Origin of the sequence: Acinetobacter sp. YH12201, assembly GCF_013418145.1 — a bacterium.
In the GTDB taxonomy this organism is placed as follows: Bacteria; Pseudomonadota; Gammaproteobacteria; order Pseudomonadales; family Moraxellaceae; genus Acinetobacter.
Genome location: NZ_VPCP01000068.1, coordinates 1 through 16,775, shown reverse-complemented (window position 1 = coordinate 16,775; position 16,775 = coordinate 1). Strand labels below are relative to the sequence as shown.

At 42.3% G+C, this 16,775-nt stretch carries 13 protein-coding genes and 8 tRNA genes; 14 read left to right on the top strand and 7 right to left on the bottom strand.

Going from position 1 to position 16,775, the window contains the following annotated elements:
* Positions 1-165 precede the first annotated feature (165 nt).
* From dapE to FTU91_RS12605, 3 genes are all read right to left on the bottom strand, one after another.
* Positions 166-1,302, bottom strand: coding sequence for a succinyl-diaminopimelate desuccinylase (gene dapE, locus FTU91_RS12615; RefSeq protein WP_180042431.1), 1,137 nt, complete (start codon positions 1,300-1,302; stop codon positions 166-168).
* 129 nt (positions 1,303-1,431) lie between these two features.
* Positions 1,432-1,581 carry an entericidin A/B family lipoprotein gene (locus tag FTU91_RS12610; protein WP_086195980.1) on the bottom strand — a complete coding sequence of 50 codons (150 nt, stop codon included), beginning with the start codon at positions 1,579-1,581 and terminating at the stop codon, positions 1,432-1,434.
* A gap of 99 nt (positions 1,582-1,680) precedes the next feature.
* The gene (locus FTU91_RS12605) at positions 1,681-2,577 is read right to left on the bottom strand and encodes a DUF1853 family protein (RefSeq protein WP_180082323.1); all 897 of its coding nucleotides are present in this window, start codon (positions 2,575-2,577) and stop codon (positions 1,681-1,683) included.
* 96 nt (positions 2,578-2,673) lie between these two features.
* On the opposite strand from FTU91_RS12605, the gene FTU91_RS12600 reads away from it, so the two are divergent.
* From FTU91_RS12600 to FTU91_RS12550, 11 genes are all read left to right on the top strand, one after another.
* A complete protein-coding gene (locus tag FTU91_RS12600) occupies positions 2,674-3,057 on the top strand; it encodes a YbaN family protein (protein ID WP_086195978.1) in 384 nt (127 codons plus the stop codon).
* A gap of 7 nt (positions 3,058-3,064) precedes the next feature.
* Complete coding sequence (gene elsL / locus FTU91_RS12595) at positions 3,065-3,595, top strand: cell wall-recycling L,D-carboxypeptidase ElsL (RefSeq protein WP_086196101.1); 531 nt, start codon at positions 3,065-3,067, stop codon at positions 3,593-3,595.
* 293 nt (positions 3,596-3,888) lie between these two features.
* Positions 3,889-3,964 (top strand) — tRNA-Val (locus FTU91_RS12590).
* 27 nt (positions 3,965-3,991) lie between these two features.
* Positions 3,992-4,068, top strand: a tRNA-Asp gene (locus FTU91_RS12585).
* 47 nt (positions 4,069-4,115) lie between these two features.
* A tRNA-Asp gene (locus FTU91_RS12580) sits at positions 4,116-4,192 on the top strand.
* Between the two features lie 21 nt (positions 4,193-4,213).
* Positions 4,214-4,289, top strand: a tRNA-Val gene (locus tag FTU91_RS12575).
* Between the two features lie 13 nt (positions 4,290-4,302).
* Positions 4,303-4,379: transfer RNA gene (locus tag FTU91_RS12570), tRNA-Asp, on the top strand.
* Positions 4,380-4,410: 31 nt separating this feature from the next.
* Positions 4,411-4,486 (top strand) — tRNA-Val (locus tag FTU91_RS12565).
* Positions 4,487-4,544: 58 nt separating this feature from the next.
* Positions 4,545-4,621 (top strand) — tRNA-Asp (locus FTU91_RS12560).
* A gap of 104 nt (positions 4,622-4,725) precedes the next feature.
* A tRNA-Val gene (locus FTU91_RS12555) sits at positions 4,726-4,801 on the top strand.
* Between the two features lie 74 nt (positions 4,802-4,875).
* On the top strand, positions 4,876-5,337 hold the full coding sequence (locus FTU91_RS12550) for a DUF2750 domain-containing protein (RefSeq protein ID WP_086195977.1): 462 nt from the start codon (positions 4,876-4,878) through the stop codon (positions 5,335-5,337).
* Between the two features lie 2 nt (positions 5,338-5,339).
* Here FTU91_RS12550 and FTU91_RS12545 read toward each other — a convergent pair whose 3' ends face one another.
* The 4 genes from FTU91_RS12545 to yccS all read right to left on the bottom strand — a co-directional run bounded on the left by FTU91_RS12545 (position 5,340) and on the right by yccS (position 11,849).
* Positions 5,340-6,122 carry a YdcF family protein gene (locus FTU91_RS12545; protein WP_086195976.1) on the bottom strand — a complete coding sequence of 261 codons (783 nt, stop codon included), beginning with the start codon at positions 6,120-6,122 and terminating at the stop codon, positions 5,340-5,342.
* 103 nt (positions 6,123-6,225) lie between these two features.
* The gene (locus tag FTU91_RS12540; protein WP_180082321.1) at positions 6,226-8,862 is read right to left on the bottom strand and encodes a sulfite reductase flavoprotein subunit alpha; all 2,637 of its coding nucleotides are present in this window, start codon (positions 8,860-8,862) and stop codon (positions 6,226-6,228) included.
* A 166-nt stretch (positions 8,863-9,028) separates the two neighbouring features.
* Positions 9,029-9,589: a YcxB family protein gene (locus tag FTU91_RS12535; RefSeq protein WP_086195974.1), complete on the bottom strand. Its 561-nt coding sequence runs from the start codon at positions 9,587-9,589 to the stop codon at positions 9,029-9,031.
* An 85-nt stretch (positions 9,590-9,674) separates the two neighbouring features.
* The gene (yccS, locus tag FTU91_RS12530) at positions 9,675-11,849 is read right to left on the bottom strand and encodes a YccS family putative transporter (RefSeq protein WP_180082319.1); all 2,175 of its coding nucleotides are present in this window, start codon (positions 11,847-11,849) and stop codon (positions 9,675-9,677) included.
* Between the two features lie 135 nt (positions 11,850-11,984).
* On the opposite strand from yccS, the gene FTU91_RS12525 reads away from it, so the two are divergent.
* From FTU91_RS12525 to FTU91_RS12515, 3 genes are all read left to right on the top strand, one after another.
* On the top strand, positions 11,985-13,202 hold the full coding sequence (locus tag FTU91_RS12525; protein WP_180082317.1) for a multidrug effflux MFS transporter: 1,218 nt from the start codon (positions 11,985-11,987) through the stop codon (positions 13,200-13,202).
* A gap of 650 nt (positions 13,203-13,852) precedes the next feature.
* Positions 13,853-15,205, top strand: coding sequence for a DcaP family trimeric outer membrane transporter (locus tag FTU91_RS12520; protein ID WP_180082316.1), 1,353 nt, complete (start codon positions 13,853-13,855; stop codon positions 15,203-15,205).
* Between the two features lie 321 nt (positions 15,206-15,526).
* The gene (locus tag FTU91_RS12515; RefSeq protein WP_180082314.1) at positions 15,527-16,519 is read left to right on the top strand and encodes a patatin-like phospholipase family protein; all 993 of its coding nucleotides are present in this window, start codon (positions 15,527-15,529) and stop codon (positions 16,517-16,519) included.
* Positions 16,520-16,775 lie beyond the last annotated feature (256 nt).

The following is a 16,775-nucleotide window of genomic DNA, read 5'->3' as shown; positions in this document are numbered from 1 at the left end:
GAATAATTCAAGTGAATTTGTTTGAAAGAAGAACTTTAAAAGCTTTATTTTCACCCGATAAAATACCCATAAAACAAGAGGAAGCTCAAATGAGCTTCCTCTTGTGAAAAATTGTGGGACAGCAATGACTGTTCAGTTCCTTTTTTATTTTATGTGGTTACTGTTTTAGCGAGCTAATAAGCCTTCTAGAATTTGTTCGTAAATTTCAGCAAGCGGTTCCAGGTCAGCAACATTTACATGTTCGTCAATTTGATGGATGCTGGCATTTAATACACCGAGTTCCAGCACCTGTGCACCTGTAGGGGCAATAAAACGACCGTCGGAAGTACCGCCACTGGTAGAAAGTTCAGTTTCAATACCGGTGACATTACGAATGGCATTTTTAGCAGCATTGACCAATTCGCCTACTGGGGTAAGGAATGGCAAGCCAGATAATGTCCATTCAATATCATAATCAAGATTATGACGGTCTAGAATTTCTAAGGTACGTTCTTTTAACTGTTCAGCAGTCACTTCAGTTGAATAACGGAAGTTAAATAAAAGATTCATACTGCCCGGAACCACGTTAGTTGTACCGGTACCTGCATTGATATTGGAAATTTGGAAAGATGTTGCAGGAAAATATTCATTGCCATTGTCCCACACCGTATCGCACAGTTCAGCCAGGGCTTTAGAGGCAGTATGAATCGGGTTGATGGCAAGGTGAGGATAAGCCACATGTCCCTGTTTACCTTTCACGGTTAATTTAGCATTCAATGAACCACGACGACCATTTTTGACCACGTCACCCAACTGTTTGGTACTGGATGGTTCACCAACCAAACACCAGGTCATTTTTTCATTACGGGCTTCTAAAGCTTCCACAACTTTCACGGTACCGTTAATGGATGGACCTTCTTCATCGGAAGTAATGAGAAATGCGATAGAACCTTTATGGTCTGGGTGTTTTGCCACAAAACGCTCTGAAGCCACTACCATCGCTGCCAGTGCTGTTTTCATGTCGGCACTGCCACGTCCATACAGTTTACCATCGCGAATTTCCGGTACAAAAGGGTCCGAATTCCAGGCATCTAAACTCCCGGTAGGTACCACATCGGTATGGCCTGCAAAACATAAAACAGGTGCTTCAGTACCTTTACGTGCCCACAGATTGTCCACGTCTTCAAAACGCATCGGTTCAATATTGAAGCCGATTTTTTCCAGACGTTCCGCCATGATATTTTGGCAGTTATGATCGATTGGTGTTACAGAAGGCTGACGTAGCAGTTGCAGGCTTAAATCAAGGGTAGCGGAAGAGGTCATGCGATTTTCATAAGTCGATAAATTTGTCTGCACTATAATAGGCGAATATGTCCTTGAATGTGAATGACTGCCCTAAAATTGGCATAAAAAAACCCTATCTTGGATAGGGTTCTGTGTGCTGAAGACAAACTAGTTTTTGCGGATTTCCTCAGAAGTTTTTTCTGCAGTATCGGTTACAGCCTCTCCAGCTTTAGATACATCTTTACCCATACCTTTAAACGTATTACAGCCAGTTAAAGCAAATGCAATAATGAGGGAAGCAGCAAGAATTTTTTTCATCATCATCTCCAAGTCATTCATTATTTTGATGTGAATTCAGGTTAATTAATACACAGTCTAAACAATAGGGTTTTTTGATGGTAGAAAAGTAAGCATTTGTTATAAAAATAGACAATTCTCATAAAATTGGCGATGTATTGCTTGATAGAGTAAAGGTGGATTGCGGTACATATAGAAATTATTTTGATCTTTTTGCAGATATAAGCCGTTACTCCACCACTGTGCGGTATCGCTACTGATATGCTGCTCTGGACAGATCCATTCGAGTCGCTGTAAGCGGTAAAATTGAGCATTTTGCGGAGGAATATCGCTTCCCCAACAGCCTAAACGTCGCTGTCGATTGACCCAGTTGGGAAGGCTGTTTGTTGTGCTTCCAATAGGTAGATAAAGTTGCCCTTTGAGTACTGCGAAACGCTGCTCAATGTTGTGTTCCAGTGCATCCTCAAACTGAAACTGCTTTTGGCTAAAGTGATTTAATTTTCGCAATAAAGTATCGCTGCGGTTTAAGCCATACCAGTAGGGCAAAGAACAATCCCGTTCTGCCAGATAATATTTTAAAGCCACTTCCCAGTGTTCAATGGCTTGGGTTTCGGTATTCAATAACAGAAAATCGAGTTCACCCAGAGTTCTGGGTCCTGCAATTTTCTGAATGCTATGACCGATTAACTGATACGGATGATAGTCTTGGTCGAGCAACCAGAACCAGACCAGCATTTCAAAACGCAGACCCAAACGTGTACTTTTCAGCTGCTGTAAAAAGCTTTCTAATTCTTGTGGATGCTGATCTAAATAAAGCAATCTGGAGTGATAATTCTGAAAATGGCTACGCCATACGGCATCATCATGAAATTGAAAAGCATGCTTGAGTACCATTTCGGACGGGATGTGGGATAAAATATTTGGACTGCATACACAAAAGGCCAGTTGCCGAACCAGTAAATTTTTAAATTGCAGCCAGGGTTCTTCAATATGAGAGACTTGATTTAAAGCAAACATAGCAACCCCGGGCGATAAATTAAAAAGTGCAGAATGACAACGGATAATATGCAAAAACACTTTATACTACCGCAATTAGTTGTATAGGGTAGTGCTATGAAAATGTTGTTTTGGCGAAGTTTAGTGATGATTTTTGTCATCCTGGGCTTTATCGGGGCACTTTTACCGGGTATGCCAACAACAGTATTTCTGATTTTAGCTGCCTGGTCGGCTTCGAAAGGCTGGCCGCAAATGGATGCCTGGTTGCTGAATCATCCTAAATATGGGGCGACCTTAAGGGCATGGCGTGAAAATGGCACCGTACCACGCAAGGCAAAATGGTTCGCCACTATCATGATGATGATCAGTGGAATCATCATGTTATTTACCAATGCACCGCTTTTGGTGAAAATCTTCACTGACCTGACCATGCTGACAGTGGCCATCTGGTTATGGCTACGTCCTGAACCTTCAGCAGAACCAATCAAAGATGGTGAGTGATTTTGTTATGGCATATTCTTTAGAACAGGCGGATATATGGATTGACTTAGCTGAGCAAAGTTTGATCTTACCGAAACATGACAAGACTTATGTCATCTCTACAGGCAAAAACGGGATTGGCGAGCAGGAAAATTCCGGCAAGACTCCTCGGGGCTGGCATAAAGTGGCGCTTAAATTTGGTCATAATGCTCCGAAAAATGCGGTGTTTAAAGCACGGCAGCAAACTGGTGAAGTCTATGATGCAGCATTGGCTGCACAATATCCTGAACGTGACTGGATTTTATCGCGTATCCTTTGGTTAAGTGGTCTGGAAGAAAATTTTAATCAGGGTGAGGGCTGTGATACCTTTCAGCGTTATATCTATATTCATGGCACCCCCGATACAGAGCCTATGGGGATTCCGTTGTCACATGGCTGCATCCGGATGCGTAATAAGGATGTGATTGAATTATTCGAACTGATCACTGAGGATGCTTTGGTGTTTATTTCAGAACAGCGTTTGAATTTGAAGGATGGTACACAGGCAATCGCCGATTAATAATGTGATAAAGTATTAAAAGCTTAATACCCAGCTGAATATATAGCAGATAAAAAATGGCGGTATTCGCCAGCAGTTCAAAAAATATTGCAATATTTTGCTTAAAAATGACTCGGTGATTTTTGGGTTTTTACGGAAAATAGTAAATAAGTTATCGAAATTGTTTGTTTTTATAGCAAACAACCTATTTTTTAATCACTCAAACGTAAAAAACCAAAAACAGTCAGAAAAGCGTTTGACAGTCTGTCAGGATTCTCTATAATGCACCTCATCAAACGATGAAGACGTTTAAAGGGCGCTTAGCTCAGTTGGTAGAGCGTCTGCCTTACAAGCAGAATGTCGGCGGTTCGATCCCGTCAGCGCCCACCAAGCTCTTTAGCGTTAAGACACTTTAGTGCAGCGGTAGTTCAGTTGGTTAGAATACCGGCCTGTCACGCCGGGGGTCGCGGGTTCGAGTCCCGTCCGCTGCGCCACTTCAGTTCTTAATATTCGTTTGCCACAATAGCGACATTGTGTAAGTGCAGCGGTAGTTCAGTTGGTTAGAATACCGGCCTGTCACGCCGGGGGTCGCGGGTTCGAGTCCCGTCCGCTGCGCCATTTACATGATAGACCTTTTGAGGGCGCTTAGCTCAGTTGGTAGAGCGTCTGCCTTACAAGCAGAATGTCGGCGGTTCGATCCCGTCAGCGCCCACCAGATTTTTTGCGATGCAGCGGTAGTTCAGTTGGTTAGAATACCGGCCTGTCACGCCGGGGGTCGCGGGTTCGAGTCCCGTCCGCTGCGCCATCCTTAGAATCGAAAATGCAAGACCCTTTGAGGGCGCTTAGCTCAGTTGGTAGAGCGTCTGCCTTACAAGCAGAATGTCGGCGGTTCGATCCCGTCAGCGCCCACCATATCTTTTAAAGATATTTTCTTTTTTAGATATAACTACTTAGAAATAAGTATCGTGATGCAGCGGTAGTTCAGTTGGTTAGAATACCGGCCTGTCACGCCGGGGGTCGCGGGTTCGAGTCCCGTCCGCTGCGCCATTTTTAAAATGTCTTAAATCCCTGAGTTTAAGATATCAATACCAAGACTACGCACTTCGCTTGTCTTGCGTCATAAAAAATAACGATGTTATTTTTACTCTTCAGGGCGCTTAGCTCAGTTGGTAGAGCGTCTGCCTTACAAGCAGAATGTCGGCGGTTCGATCCCGTCAGCGCCCACCATATATTCTCCTTGATCAAATTCTATTTTTCTCCTAAAATCCTTAGTTAATAATAATTTTAACTATTGAAAAATCATGAGAAATCCATATCAACGCAAGGCTGCGTCTAAGACCCAAAATAATACTTATAATGCCCAAGAAATCTATAAAAAATTTGTTGAAATGATTGTAGGCCAAGGTTACGTCCATGCCCTGTATGATGATGGTTGGGCATTATGTGCAACGCCTACCGGTCAGCGTGCATTTGCTATTTGGCAAAGCAAAGGGCTGGCAAAATTGCTGGTGAAAGACAATTGGGCAAATTATCATGTTGAGAATATTTCACTTAAAGATTTTGTTGAAAAAGTCATTCCTTTTTTACGTCAGGAAAGTACCTGTGTATCGATGGATTTGACACCAGAAGGGCAAAATGTGCTGGTGGCACCAGAAAAATTATTATTGGATATCAAAAATTATCTGTATCAGATTTACCTGCAAAAACCTGAATTGTTTAAAGATGAAAAACTGCCTTTACCCCGTAGCATTCGTTTGAACTGATTTTAGTATTCCTGTAACAGCCAGCCACTGATAAAGGCAAAATATTCGCGTAACCAGGAGTTATAGCGAATATAAAGCGGTGTTGGGGCGCTAAGGGTAAATATCTGCTGATAACCTTGATGTTTAGCAATGGCTTTGGCACGTAAAATATGAAAGTCACTGGTGACAATGACAACTGGCTGCTTTAGGGAAATATGCTGCTGTGCCAGTAAAGGCTGCACATTACGCAGATTTTCTGCAGTGCTGGTACTTTTAGCTTCTAACAGAATACGTGATGGATCAATATGATGCTGTTGTTGCAGATATTCAGACATCACTGTTGCTTCAGCAATTTGTTCTTTAAATCCTAAACCTCCAGTCACGACCAGCACGGTTTCCGGGTAACGTTTGGCATAGGCAGCACCAACATCTAATCGCTGTTTTAAGGTGGGAGAGGGATGACCCTTTTCGATTCCACTGCCCAGTATAATGACTGCAGAGGCGGGCTGAACTGTATTGGACTGCTGAATGCTATATAGCAGATAACTGAAAAATATCACCAATGTGCTGAGCCAGAGAAAAAATCCCGCCCATGCACAGCGCCATAAAGTCTGTCTTAATTGCGTGCGCTGAATAAAGCTTTGAATCCGGTTAAAAAACAGGGCATAGAGCATGAGTCCAATACCGATGATCAACGGAAGAATAATGCCGAGATGAATTTTATCCAGTGACAGTAACCATAAGCCATCGAGAGTCAATATACTGCCGATAATCAAGCTCAGGTGACGTTTGAAGCTGCTGGACATAAAATTACTCTGGGTGAATGTTGTTGCTAGTTTAAACAAATTGGATACTTTAAGTATAAAAAAACCGGGTTCTGAGACCCGGTTTTTTTATTGACTTCAATGATTAGTAGACATCACGACGATAACGTCCATCTTGGCGTAGCTGGTCAACTACAGCTTCACCCAGAATGTCGGTTAAAGCCTGATCGACATCGCTGGCCATACCGTTGATGCTACCGCACACATAAATCACCGCACCATTCTTAACCCAGGCTTTTAGTTCCTGTGCCTGTTCACGCAGTTTATGATGTACATAGACTTTTTCTGCCTGATCTCGTGAGAAAGCCAAATCCAGGCGTTGCAACATGCCAGTGGTTTGCCAGGCTTCAATCGTGCTCTGATAGAAGAAGTCATGTTCACGCTGGCGTTCACCAAAGATCAGCCAGTTTTGCGTATAGTTCTGACGGATACGTGCATGTAGCAAGCTCATTAATCCTGCAAGACCGGTACCGTTACCAATACAAATGATAGGACGGTTGTCATCAATCAGGTGGAAAGATTCATTGTTACGGATATGCAGCGCAATCTTGCTATTTAACGGGGCATGCCGAGTCAGCCAGCCTGAACCCAGACCCAATTGGCCTTGAGCATCGGACTGTTGGCGCACCACTAAACGCAGAACTTGCTGTGAAGGAATACTGGCAATGGAATATTCACGTGAAGGCAGCATCGGAAGTTGCTCCAGTAAATGATCCATATTGGCAAAAGGTTCAACTTCACCGGTCAAATCTTTGTTCCATAAGGCCTGTTCAATATTGATCTTTAACGAATCTACAGAGGTATTCGGCTGAATTTGATGCTGCTGCATAAACCGGGCAATACGTTCAGCACTGTTACCGGGTTGAATCTCGGCGATATCACCGGCTTGCCAGCTCACTTCATGATCCGGCTTTAACTCGATATTAAAGGCTGGGGCACCTACGCTGTTCGGATTGAGCAGATCACGTTGGGTTAAAGTCCAGCAATCGAAGGTTTTTTCGATATTCATGGTTTGTAACTCAAGCTGGGTTACTTTTGCTAAAGTCGTATTCCATGCCTGAATCTGCTCTTGATTGGTATTATCCACTTCAATGATATTAAACAATTGCTGTGCACCATTCTGTTTTAACCAGTTATCAATTGCATGGCCAAAATGGCAGAAAGTGTCGGCATATTCGCGCGAACCCAAGGCCAATACTGCATAGTGCAGATGGCTTAAATCAGCTTTTTTGCGCAATATTTTTTTGGTAAAACCCGATGCTAAATCAGGTGCTTCACCGGTACCATAAGTACTGGCTACAAATAAAACCTGTTCAGTATTTTTTAAATCATCCAGACTTAAATATTGTACAGATTTTACACTTACAGACTGATGAGTCTGTTGCAGGCTGGTTGCTGTACGCCATGCCAGCTGTTCTGCCGTACCGGTTTGTGACGCATAGACAATCAGCCAGGGTTTTGCACGGGCATCAATATTGATCGCGGTTAAGCCATGACGTGCAGCTTGGGTTAGTTTCTTCTGTTTGCGACGTTTCAGATAAAGCATCCAGCCTGTAACAAAGAACAATGGCATACTCAGAGCAGCCAGCATAGCCATGAACTGGTAAACCGGACCAAAGAAGCTACCACGGTGCACCGGCAGCATACTGCTCATGATTTTTTCATTGAGTTTTTTATCTTCGTAAAGTTCCATCTCTTTAATGCTAGATGCTTGATAATCAAATGTGGCTTTGTTGCGTGCGCGTTCATGCTGGGGAATGGCATCGACAAAGCTAATTTCAAGTTCACCATTGGCTTTTTTCGGGATATTCAGGGTAATACTTGAATAATCACGGCCCACTTGAGCATTAAAGCCGTTCCAGCTTTGACTCAAAGCTAGATTGATCTGTTCCGGGCTTAAGCCTTTTTTCTCGCGTTTTTCACCAGGTTGAGGTTCAGCAGCTTTTTCAGGGTTGCCTGTAGCTGTATTAGGTAATGCTTCGCTTGAACCCTCACGGTTGCCGCGTGCTTCACCACCTTTTGGCGCTTCAGCTTCACCCTTGGCTTGTGGTTGTTCAACACCCATCACGGTATACAAGCCGCTACGCCACCAGCCATAAGACCAGGTTAAACCGGTACATGCGATAATCAGGAAGAAAATCACCACCCAGGTACCCACAACCGCATGTAAGTCCCAAAGGAAATTACGACCTTTCAGTTGTGGCTTAAGCATGAACCACTGTTTAACAGAATGCTTTTTCGGCCAGCGCAGATATAGACCACTGAGTACAAAAAAGATCAGCATGAGGGTACAGGCCCCAGTGATCTGCTTGCCGACGGGTCCAACGGTTAAATTGCGATGCAACTGCTCGATAAACTTGAAAAATTCTCGTCCTTTAATTTCAGGTAACACTTTGGCTGTGTAAGGGTTAATCATCATGGTATAGCCTTTATGTGCACCTTCTTTGACAATATTAATGCTTGAAGATGCTGTCGGGTCTTTGGCCACGGTGATGCTGTTAATTTTCATTTCCGGATCAGTTTTTTGAAAATGCTGATACAGTTCGGCAGGGGGTAATTTATCTTGTTTTTCAATCTGGACGGTATAGCTAGCCGGATTGAGCCATTTCTGGATAGGCTGTTCATATGAATAAATGGCACCAGTTATCCCCATAATGGAGAGGATTAACCCGGCAGTAATACCAAGAAACCAGTGAATCTGGAAAAAGATTTTTTTTAACATAGCCGAAAAAACAGGGTGAGAAACAGAATTAACCTGAATTATAGCTGAACTTTCCCAAAATGATATCGATTTTGTAGGTAATATTTATTCTCATTATCATTTAATTTTGTCGGAATTAAAAAACCCCCAGTCTGGAGGTTTTTTAATGTCTAGCTTGCAGTAGCGTTTAAATCTGTTTTGCTTCGCCCACAGTTTCATTCAAGTGCTTGCGGATAGTCTTGAAAGAAAAATTCTTTGAATCCATACGCTTTGGCAAGATATAAGCACCTTGTTGACCTTTAACCTTGAAGTTAATCAACATAAAGTCAGGGGTATTATACCACTCATAAATATCTTTCCAGCCAATGGCACCGACACCTTCCTGTGCACCCATTTGCTGACGCATGATAATGCCGTGAGGCTGTACGCCCAAACGGATACCCTTAATTTCCTGTACCGGAAATTCATTCATCTTGCGTTTTACATACCATTCCAAGCCGAATTTACGGATCAGGAAATATGCAAGCACACAGACCAAAGCCACCCAGCAGAAAATGGTGGAATAGTTTTTCAGCAAGATGATACCGACAATGGAAAGTAGGGCAACAGCTGCCATGATGATCCAGGCTTTGGTGCCGATTTTATTGGTACTACGCCAGATGGCAAGTTGCGCTTGACGTTGTTCAGCCTCAGAAATTTCATAGTTCACAGGCTGTAAGGTATAAGCGTATAAATTTTTCGCGGTCATAATGAAAATAACAAATTTAGAACTGTAAAAAGTTTAGCATTATTTATACCAATTCAGTGAGTATATTGTTCCAAAATCATCCTATTTATAATGAGGCTAATTCGGTGGCTTTTTCATCGCGGTCATGGCTTAGACTTTGCTTTAAACGACTGAGCTGATTCAGAATACTGAGCATCAACGATAATTGCTGCAACACAATCAGAGATTTTTGATCCTCTTCATTATTTTGGTTTAAGCGTTGGCGTATGGTATTCAGCATATTTTGTGCCGTCAGGTCGGGCACTTCATCTTTTAGCAATGCCCCTTGAATGTCGTCCAGCGCTTGATCAAGGAGCTGCAAGACTTCCTGATCTGCAATTTTTTCACGATGTGCGCCCAGTGCAGCAATATAGCTGAGCAGGGTGTGATTCAAGCACAAGAATTCAAAAGCCTGGCTTTTTTGTGTCGGATCAAAATCAGGTTCTGTGGCCAGGGTCGAAATCAGTGAGGCCACATCTGCATCGTTATTATGCGCAGCACGACGTACCACACGATATTTCAAACCATTATTACGGCCATTTTTGTACTGCTCAATCACTTCGGCCAAATATTCACATTGAGCGTTGAGTGAACGCCGGATATTGCGCGGTAAACGACGGAATTTCCAGTCGGGGAAGATAAAACTTACCCCAAACCAGGCCAAGGCACAGCCAATCAAGGTATCAATCATGCGCGGGAGGGCTGCGGCGAAACCCAGTCCATCGAAGTTAAAGTTAATTAATGCCAAAATCGTGATAAAGGCGGTGGCCTGGGCATATTGCTTACTGCGTAATTCAAAGAACAGTACACCACTTAAAATCAGCAGTAATAATTGACCTTCGATCGAAGGAATAAAATACAAAATGGCGTAGCCGAGAATGATGCCGACCAAGGTGCCAACAATCCGTAAACGCAAGCGACGTTTGGTGGCGTTAAAATTGGGTTGGCTGACAAAAAGCGCGGTTAATAGAATCCAGTAGCCATATTGAATCTGGGTAATCTGGACAAAAATATAACCAATAAACAAGACAATAGAGACACGAATTGCATGTCTAAACAGCACCGACTCTGGTGTTAAATGCTGTTTGATCCGGATCACAATATCATCCCAGCCTTTTAGGTCATCATCTTTTAGCTGGTTTTCAATATGTTTGCTTTTATCGAACTTGATATGCCGCTCTGTTTCTACGTTGCGAAGCTGGGCATCAATCGACTTTAAGTTTTGATAAAGGGAAAATAAGGCATTGACCCAAACTTGATCGTATTGCTGTTCGGCACGGAGTTTTTCTAGAGATATTTTTAAGTTGGCAAAGGCATGTTTAAAGCGCTTGTTATGCTGATAGGTTTCACGATTTAAAATACTGTGACTCAAGTCTTTACAGGCTTTGCCCTGAATCGAGAGAATGCGTTGAAAGCGAAATAAAATGTCACTATGTTCAAAAATCTTGACCAGTTTTTGATAATCAATATGCGCTGAATCTGCACGTTCATGGATATCCTGAGCCACAAAATAATATTGCAGGCTGCGACGGGTATCTTTTTGTCCACGGTCACCTTTTAATCGGGTTAACAGGGCAGTTTTCATTTCATTGAAAATACCGACCAGTTTGCCATTTTCCAGCGACAGCTCAATCATGCTTTGCTGATAACTTTCTGGCGTCATGTCAACATCAAACAGGTTCGATTTTGCAAACAGAAAGTCCCCCAGTGATGAATAGCATTGGGACAGTTTGTCCTGAACCTGCCGAACCGGAAATAACAGAAAACTGATGGTAGAAAGCAGGCCATACCACATCGCACCGGCAACCAGCAGCCCAGCCTGCATATACCATTGATCAAAGAGAGAAACGCCCAGCATCGAATATACAGAAATGACCAGACAGCCATAGGAAATGGTCGCATAACGCCGTCCTAATGAGCCGAGCAGAATCCAGCCAATGCAGGACACAATCAGCCCTATGGCAAATAAAACGGGATGAGGAAATAAAAAATAAATCGAGGCGGCGGTAATAAAGAAACCGATGTAAGTATAAATCAGGTTCATGATCCGCACTGAAAAGCGGTCATCAATATCGCTTAAACCGGCAGCCACTACCCCTAAGGTCAAGGGAATGGTGGCAAGCTGTTGTCCCATAAAATAGGGCACAAAGGCGGTACCTGCAAATGCAATAATCATGCGCAGGTTATACATGAAGGTGGTGTTATAAGTCGCTTGTTTAAGACGCGTCAGCCAAGATTTCAAGTTATGTCCTAATCACTAAAGGATGTATGCATCAGGGAATGAAATTATGTGAAATTTCATTTTCAATCCTTAAAATAATACTATGTACAGTGTAAGCTTGTCTTTAAAGCCCCCATTTAAAAATTGAATATCGTTATGTCTGTACAGCAATCTACACGGCAGTATTCCACAGCATGGATCATGCTGCTGGCTTTATTGACCTCACTTGGCCCACTTTCTATTGATATGTACCTGCCAGCCTTGCCGCAAATGGCACAGGATTTTGGCGTCAGTACGCAAATGGTGGCCAATACTTTACCGGCTTATTTTTTGGGACTGGCTTTAGGGCAGCTGATCTATGGACCTTTGAGTGACCGGATTGGGCGCAAAACACCATTGTATTTTGGATTAACCCTGTATGTTGTTGCAAGCTTGCTGTGTATTTTTGCCAGCAATGAATGGAGCTTAATTGCTGCAAGGATTTTACAGGCTGTCGGAGGCTGCGTAGGGGTTGTGATTGCCCGGGCTGCCATTCGTGACCGTCTGGATATGCAGGCTTCTGCACAGGCCTTTGCCAGCATGATGATTGTGATGGGGATTGCGCCGATTGTTGCGCCGAGTGTCGGGGCAATGGTATTGACGTTCTTTAGCTGGCATGCAGTCTTTGTCTTTTTAACCTTGATCGGACTGATCTGTTTATTCTGCGTGCACTTTTTCTTTAAAGAAAGTTTGCCACCTGAACGCCGTTTAAAGCTGAATGTTGCTCAGATTATCCAGCTGTACGGTAGTATTTTTAAAGACCCGAGTTTTACATGGCCAATGCTGGCTGGTTGTTTTTCTGGCGGCATTTTATTCTGTTATATCAGTTCATCTGCTGCTGTGCTGATGGATCATTATGGATTAGCGCAACAGCAATTTGCTTATGCTTTTGGGCTGAATGCCTTTGGTATCATGCTGTTATCTGCGCTCAATAAAAGACTTGGCCAGCAATTTTCGGTCCTGAGTCGCCTGAAAATAGGCGGCATCATCCAGTTGCTTGGGGTCTGCATTTTATTCAGTGCAGGTTTAATCGGTCATAGTCCCTTATGGCTGGTATTGATTGGCATGTTCTGGGCAGTGGCAGGAATTGGTTTTACTGGTCCCAATGCGATGGCTTTGGCCATGTCGGAACAGGGTGCGCAAGCGGGGACAGCCAGTGCGATTATGGGAAGTATGCAGTTTGCCTGTGGTTTGCTCGGCGGCGTGATTTTGAATTTTCTGATGTGGGATTCACTGCTCAATATGGGAATTCTGATGTTGATCTTTGTGGCAGTGACTTTGCTCGCAATTCTACAGCTCAGCAGACAATTGCAGGATAAAAGTTTAAATATTTAAATATCTGCATAGCAAAACAGACCTTTAAACTTATTCGTGTTAAAGGTCTGCTTGAATTCAAGCTATTTATTTATCCATAAACGCGGCAATATTCATTTTTCCGGATAACTAGGCAAAGGTTTTCTTAAGGGGGCCCGGCTTGCCACGGTTAAAATGTTTTAATGATTTATGGATCAACCTGTCTGATACAAAAAGCCCGTACCGCATGGCGGGCCGTTATGGCATCGTTTACATGCTGAAATGAGCTGTAAATTTATAAAAATGTCTTTTGAAATGAGTTTTTTAGCGCTGGGTAGTTATATACATTAGTCGAATGTCTGGTTGTTTGGCTTTAGGATGAATTTCTCTAAGTCTAAGAATATCCACATTATTTTTTTATTAGATCTGAAAATGAGATTATTTTTCAATCAATGTTCGGGAAAACTGATTTTAATAAAGTCTGAAAATTGCTAGATTTAGCACGATATGTGGATGTCACATATTTGTAATATTATAATATTTTAAGTTTTTTACTGTACTCGGAAGCTGAAAATGCAATGGTTTTTTAAGCTTATTAATTTTTGAAGGGTATTTTTTCATAGATTTATTGGGTTTTTAAAAAATCACTGAATGCATGGAATGCGAAATTTAACAAATCGGAGATTTTAAGAATGAGTCAATTACGTAACGGTAAATTTATTGCTAAAGGTTTAGCATTGGCAGTTACAGCGGTAATGGCAAGCACTACCTATGCAGGCACAGCTGAACAGAAACAGATTCAGGACTTACGTAAAGAAGTAGAAGCATTAAAATCTTTAATTCAACAACAACAGCAAGTACAACAACAGCAACAAACTCAAATTGAGCAAGTCAAAGCCCAGCCTGTACAACTTGCTGCTGCACCTGCAGCAAAACCTGAATCCGCATTAACCGGCTTCAAATCCAAAGCTGGTGCCAGTGTAAACCTGTACGGTTTTGTCCGTGGTGATGCCAACTACATTATTGAAGGTGCAGATAACGATTTTAACTCTGCTCACACGAGTAAGGGTGAAGCACAAGACAAATTACGTGCGACAGCAAAAACAACTCGTTTAGGCTTAGATTTCAGCACTCCAGTTGAAAGTGGAAAAGTGGGCGGTAAAGTTGAAGTTGACTTTGCAGGAACCAATGATGCATTGCGTATTCGTCATGCTTATTTGACTTATAATGACTGGTTATTTGGTCAAACGACTTCGAACTTCTTGTCAAGTCATGCGCCAGAAATGATTGATTTTGCGACCAACATTGGTGGCGGCGGCACAACTCGTGTTCCACAAGTCCGTTATAATTTCAAACTTGCCCCTACAACTCAATTGTTTGTTTCTGCTGAAAAAGGGGATAGCAAAGCGCAAATACTAACAACAAAAACAACTGGAACGCCTGCTGTAACTTCTACAACTATTGAGGATTCAACAGTACAATACAGCCTTCCAGCCTTAACAGTAAAAGTCGCTCAAGGTTTTGCAGATGGAAAAGGTAATGCATCTGGCCGTGCTTTAGTTGAACATCATAAAGTTCAAGGTGGTAATGATGATAAAGTGGGCTGGGGCTTGGCGGCAGGTACCACCTTTGATGTCACTAGTCAGTTGAAATTGAATGGTGATGTATCCTATGTGGAAGGCAACAGCAACTATTTATATGGTGCAAATACGGCGTATGTCGTAGGTGCTAACGGCAATATTGAACAGAACAAATTTACTGCAGTACAAGTTGGTGCAACTTATAAATTTAATGAAAAGCTTCGTTCAACTTTAGCTTATGGTGCACTATTTGCTGATGATGATACTACTTATGCAAAAACCTTCAGGGATGTTGGCAACACAACAGCAAACAAAGAAGTACAACAAGCTTGGTTAAACATGATTTATTCACCAGTTAAGCCAGTTGACCTAGGTATTGAATATATCAATGGTAAACGTGAAGCATTCACAGGCAAAACATATAAAGATAACCGTGTCGGTTTGATGGCTAAATATAATTTCTAATTCAAAACGTAGAATAGAAAAAGAGGCGACTGGTTCGCCTCTTTTTTTATTTGAAAAATTATTTTTAATCTCCAGTTTATATTCAGGTAATCTAATTTATATGATCGTCATCCGTCCTGACCCTACAGGTAAAATCTGGTTATGAAAAAAAAGCTCAAAAGGTGAGATAATATAAAGATAAGATGGCAAATGTATGAATAAGGTTTTTTAAAAAGCTGAAATAGCGTGATCATCACATTACGAATTACTACAGTTTTTCAAAGATCCAGTTCTTAAACTATCTGCTTTTTGCGAACAGCTTTATTTATCTTTAGGTGGTTCATGCGCAATATCAAATTTAGTTTTATTGTTTTGGCAGTATTGGGATTGGGCGGATGTCAAACGGTTGTCCAACCTAAGCTTACTGTTGGTTCGACAGGACTATCTGAGCCACCTGCTGCAGATGCTCAAGTCCGGGCAGAGCGTATTAATTTTAAAAAACTCAAACAGCAGGAAAACCGTCCTATTGTTGCCTTGGTACTGGGCAGTGGTGGCGCTCGTGGCTATGCGCATATCGGGGTTATTCAGGTACTGGAAAAGCAGGGTATACACCCCGATCTGATTGTAGGCACCAGTGCGGGCAGTATTGTGGGTTCCATTTATGCCAGTGGCAAAACGGCACAAGAACTGCGTGATATTGCTTTAAGCATGAAAGCCAACGATGTGCGTGATATCAAGCTGGATATGAAAGGCTTTTTTGACGGTCAGAAGGTTGAAAATTACGTCAATCAGCAAGTCAACAACACACCCCTGGAGTCGCTAAGAATCCCGATGTACGTGGTCGCAACGGAATTAAAAGAAGGCAAAAAAGTCGTCTTTAACTATGGCAATACCGGGCAGGCAGTACGTGCTTCTGTGTCTATTCCAAGCATGTTTATTCCAACCCGAATTGGGACGGATGAATATGTGGATGGCGGTCTGGTGAGTCCGGTGCCTGTAGGTGTGGCACGTGATTTGGGTGCGGATATTATTATTGCCGTGGATATTCTTGCACAACCCATGCATACCGAAACCACGAATGTGTGGGGAATGTTTAATCAGAATATCAATATCATGCAGAGCCGTTTAGCTGAAGAAGAGTTAAAGCATGCAGATATTGTGATTCAGCCAGATTTAAGGGAAAAAGGGCATATATTTGATGTGAAAGGCCGAGCAATGACCATGCAAGCCGGTGTGGATGCAGCACAGAATCAATTAAATACCATTACCACCTTGTTGAAACAGAAGCATTATCCATTCGGCCATAGCATTCAACAATTAAGTGCACACGATTAGGCACTTCAATCAATGGCAATGATGAAATTGAATTTCTAAAGGGTTCAGATTCATCATTGCACTGCTGTAATGTTTTAGTCTGTTTTCACATGGGGTTTGATGAATTCTTCCTTAAAACTCATGAAATTCTACTTTGTACACGACAAAAAAAGATAACTCATTGAAATAATGGCATAATACTTGTTTTCTGACGACGAATATGATGACACATTTCAATGAGTTACATCTCATCTTAAACAAATATCTAAAGTGGAAC

What these genes read in the sequence shown, in the direction of transcription:
- dapE (WP_180042431.1), bottom strand. Translation starts at nt 1,302, where the DNA reads ATGACCTCTTCCGCTACCCTTGATTTAAGCCTGCAACTGCTACGTCAG.
- FTU91_RS12610 (WP_086195980.1), bottom strand. Translation starts at nt 1,581, where the DNA reads ATGAAAAAAATTCTTGCTGCTTCCCTCATTATTGCATTTGCTTTAACT.
- FTU91_RS12605 (WP_180082323.1), bottom strand. Translation starts at nt 2,577, where the DNA reads ATGTTTGCTTTAAATCAAGTCTCTCATATTGAAGAACCCTGGCTGCAA.
- FTU91_RS12600 (WP_086195978.1), top strand. Translation starts at nt 2,674, where the DNA reads ATGAAAATGTTGTTTTGGCGAAGTTTAGTGATGATTTTTGTCATCCTG.
- elsL (WP_086196101.1), top strand. Translation starts at nt 3,065, where the DNA reads ATGGCATATTCTTTAGAACAGGCGGATATATGGATTGACTTAGCTGAG.
- FTU91_RS12550 (WP_086195977.1), top strand. Translation starts at nt 4,876, where the DNA reads ATGAGAAATCCATATCAACGCAAGGCTGCGTCTAAGACCCAAAATAAT.
- FTU91_RS12545 (WP_086195976.1), bottom strand. Translation starts at nt 6,122, where the DNA reads ATGTCCAGCAGCTTCAAACGTCACCTGAGCTTGATTATCGGCAGTATA.
- FTU91_RS12540 (WP_180082321.1), bottom strand. Translation starts at nt 8,862, where the DNA reads ATGTTAAAAAAAATCTTTTTCCAGATTCACTGGTTTCTTGGTATTACT.
- FTU91_RS12535 (WP_086195974.1), bottom strand. Translation starts at nt 9,589, where the DNA reads ATGACCGCGAAAAATTTATACGCTTATACCTTACAGCCTGTGAACTAT.
- FTU91_RS12525 (WP_180082317.1), top strand. Translation starts at nt 11,985, where the DNA reads ATGTCTGTACAGCAATCTACACGGCAGTATTCCACAGCATGGATCATG.
- FTU91_RS12520 (WP_180082316.1), top strand. Translation starts at nt 13,853, where the DNA reads ATGAGTCAATTACGTAACGGTAAATTTATTGCTAAAGGTTTAGCATTG.
- FTU91_RS12515 (WP_180082314.1), top strand. Translation starts at nt 15,527, where the DNA reads ATGCGCAATATCAAATTTAGTTTTATTGTTTTGGCAGTATTGGGATTG.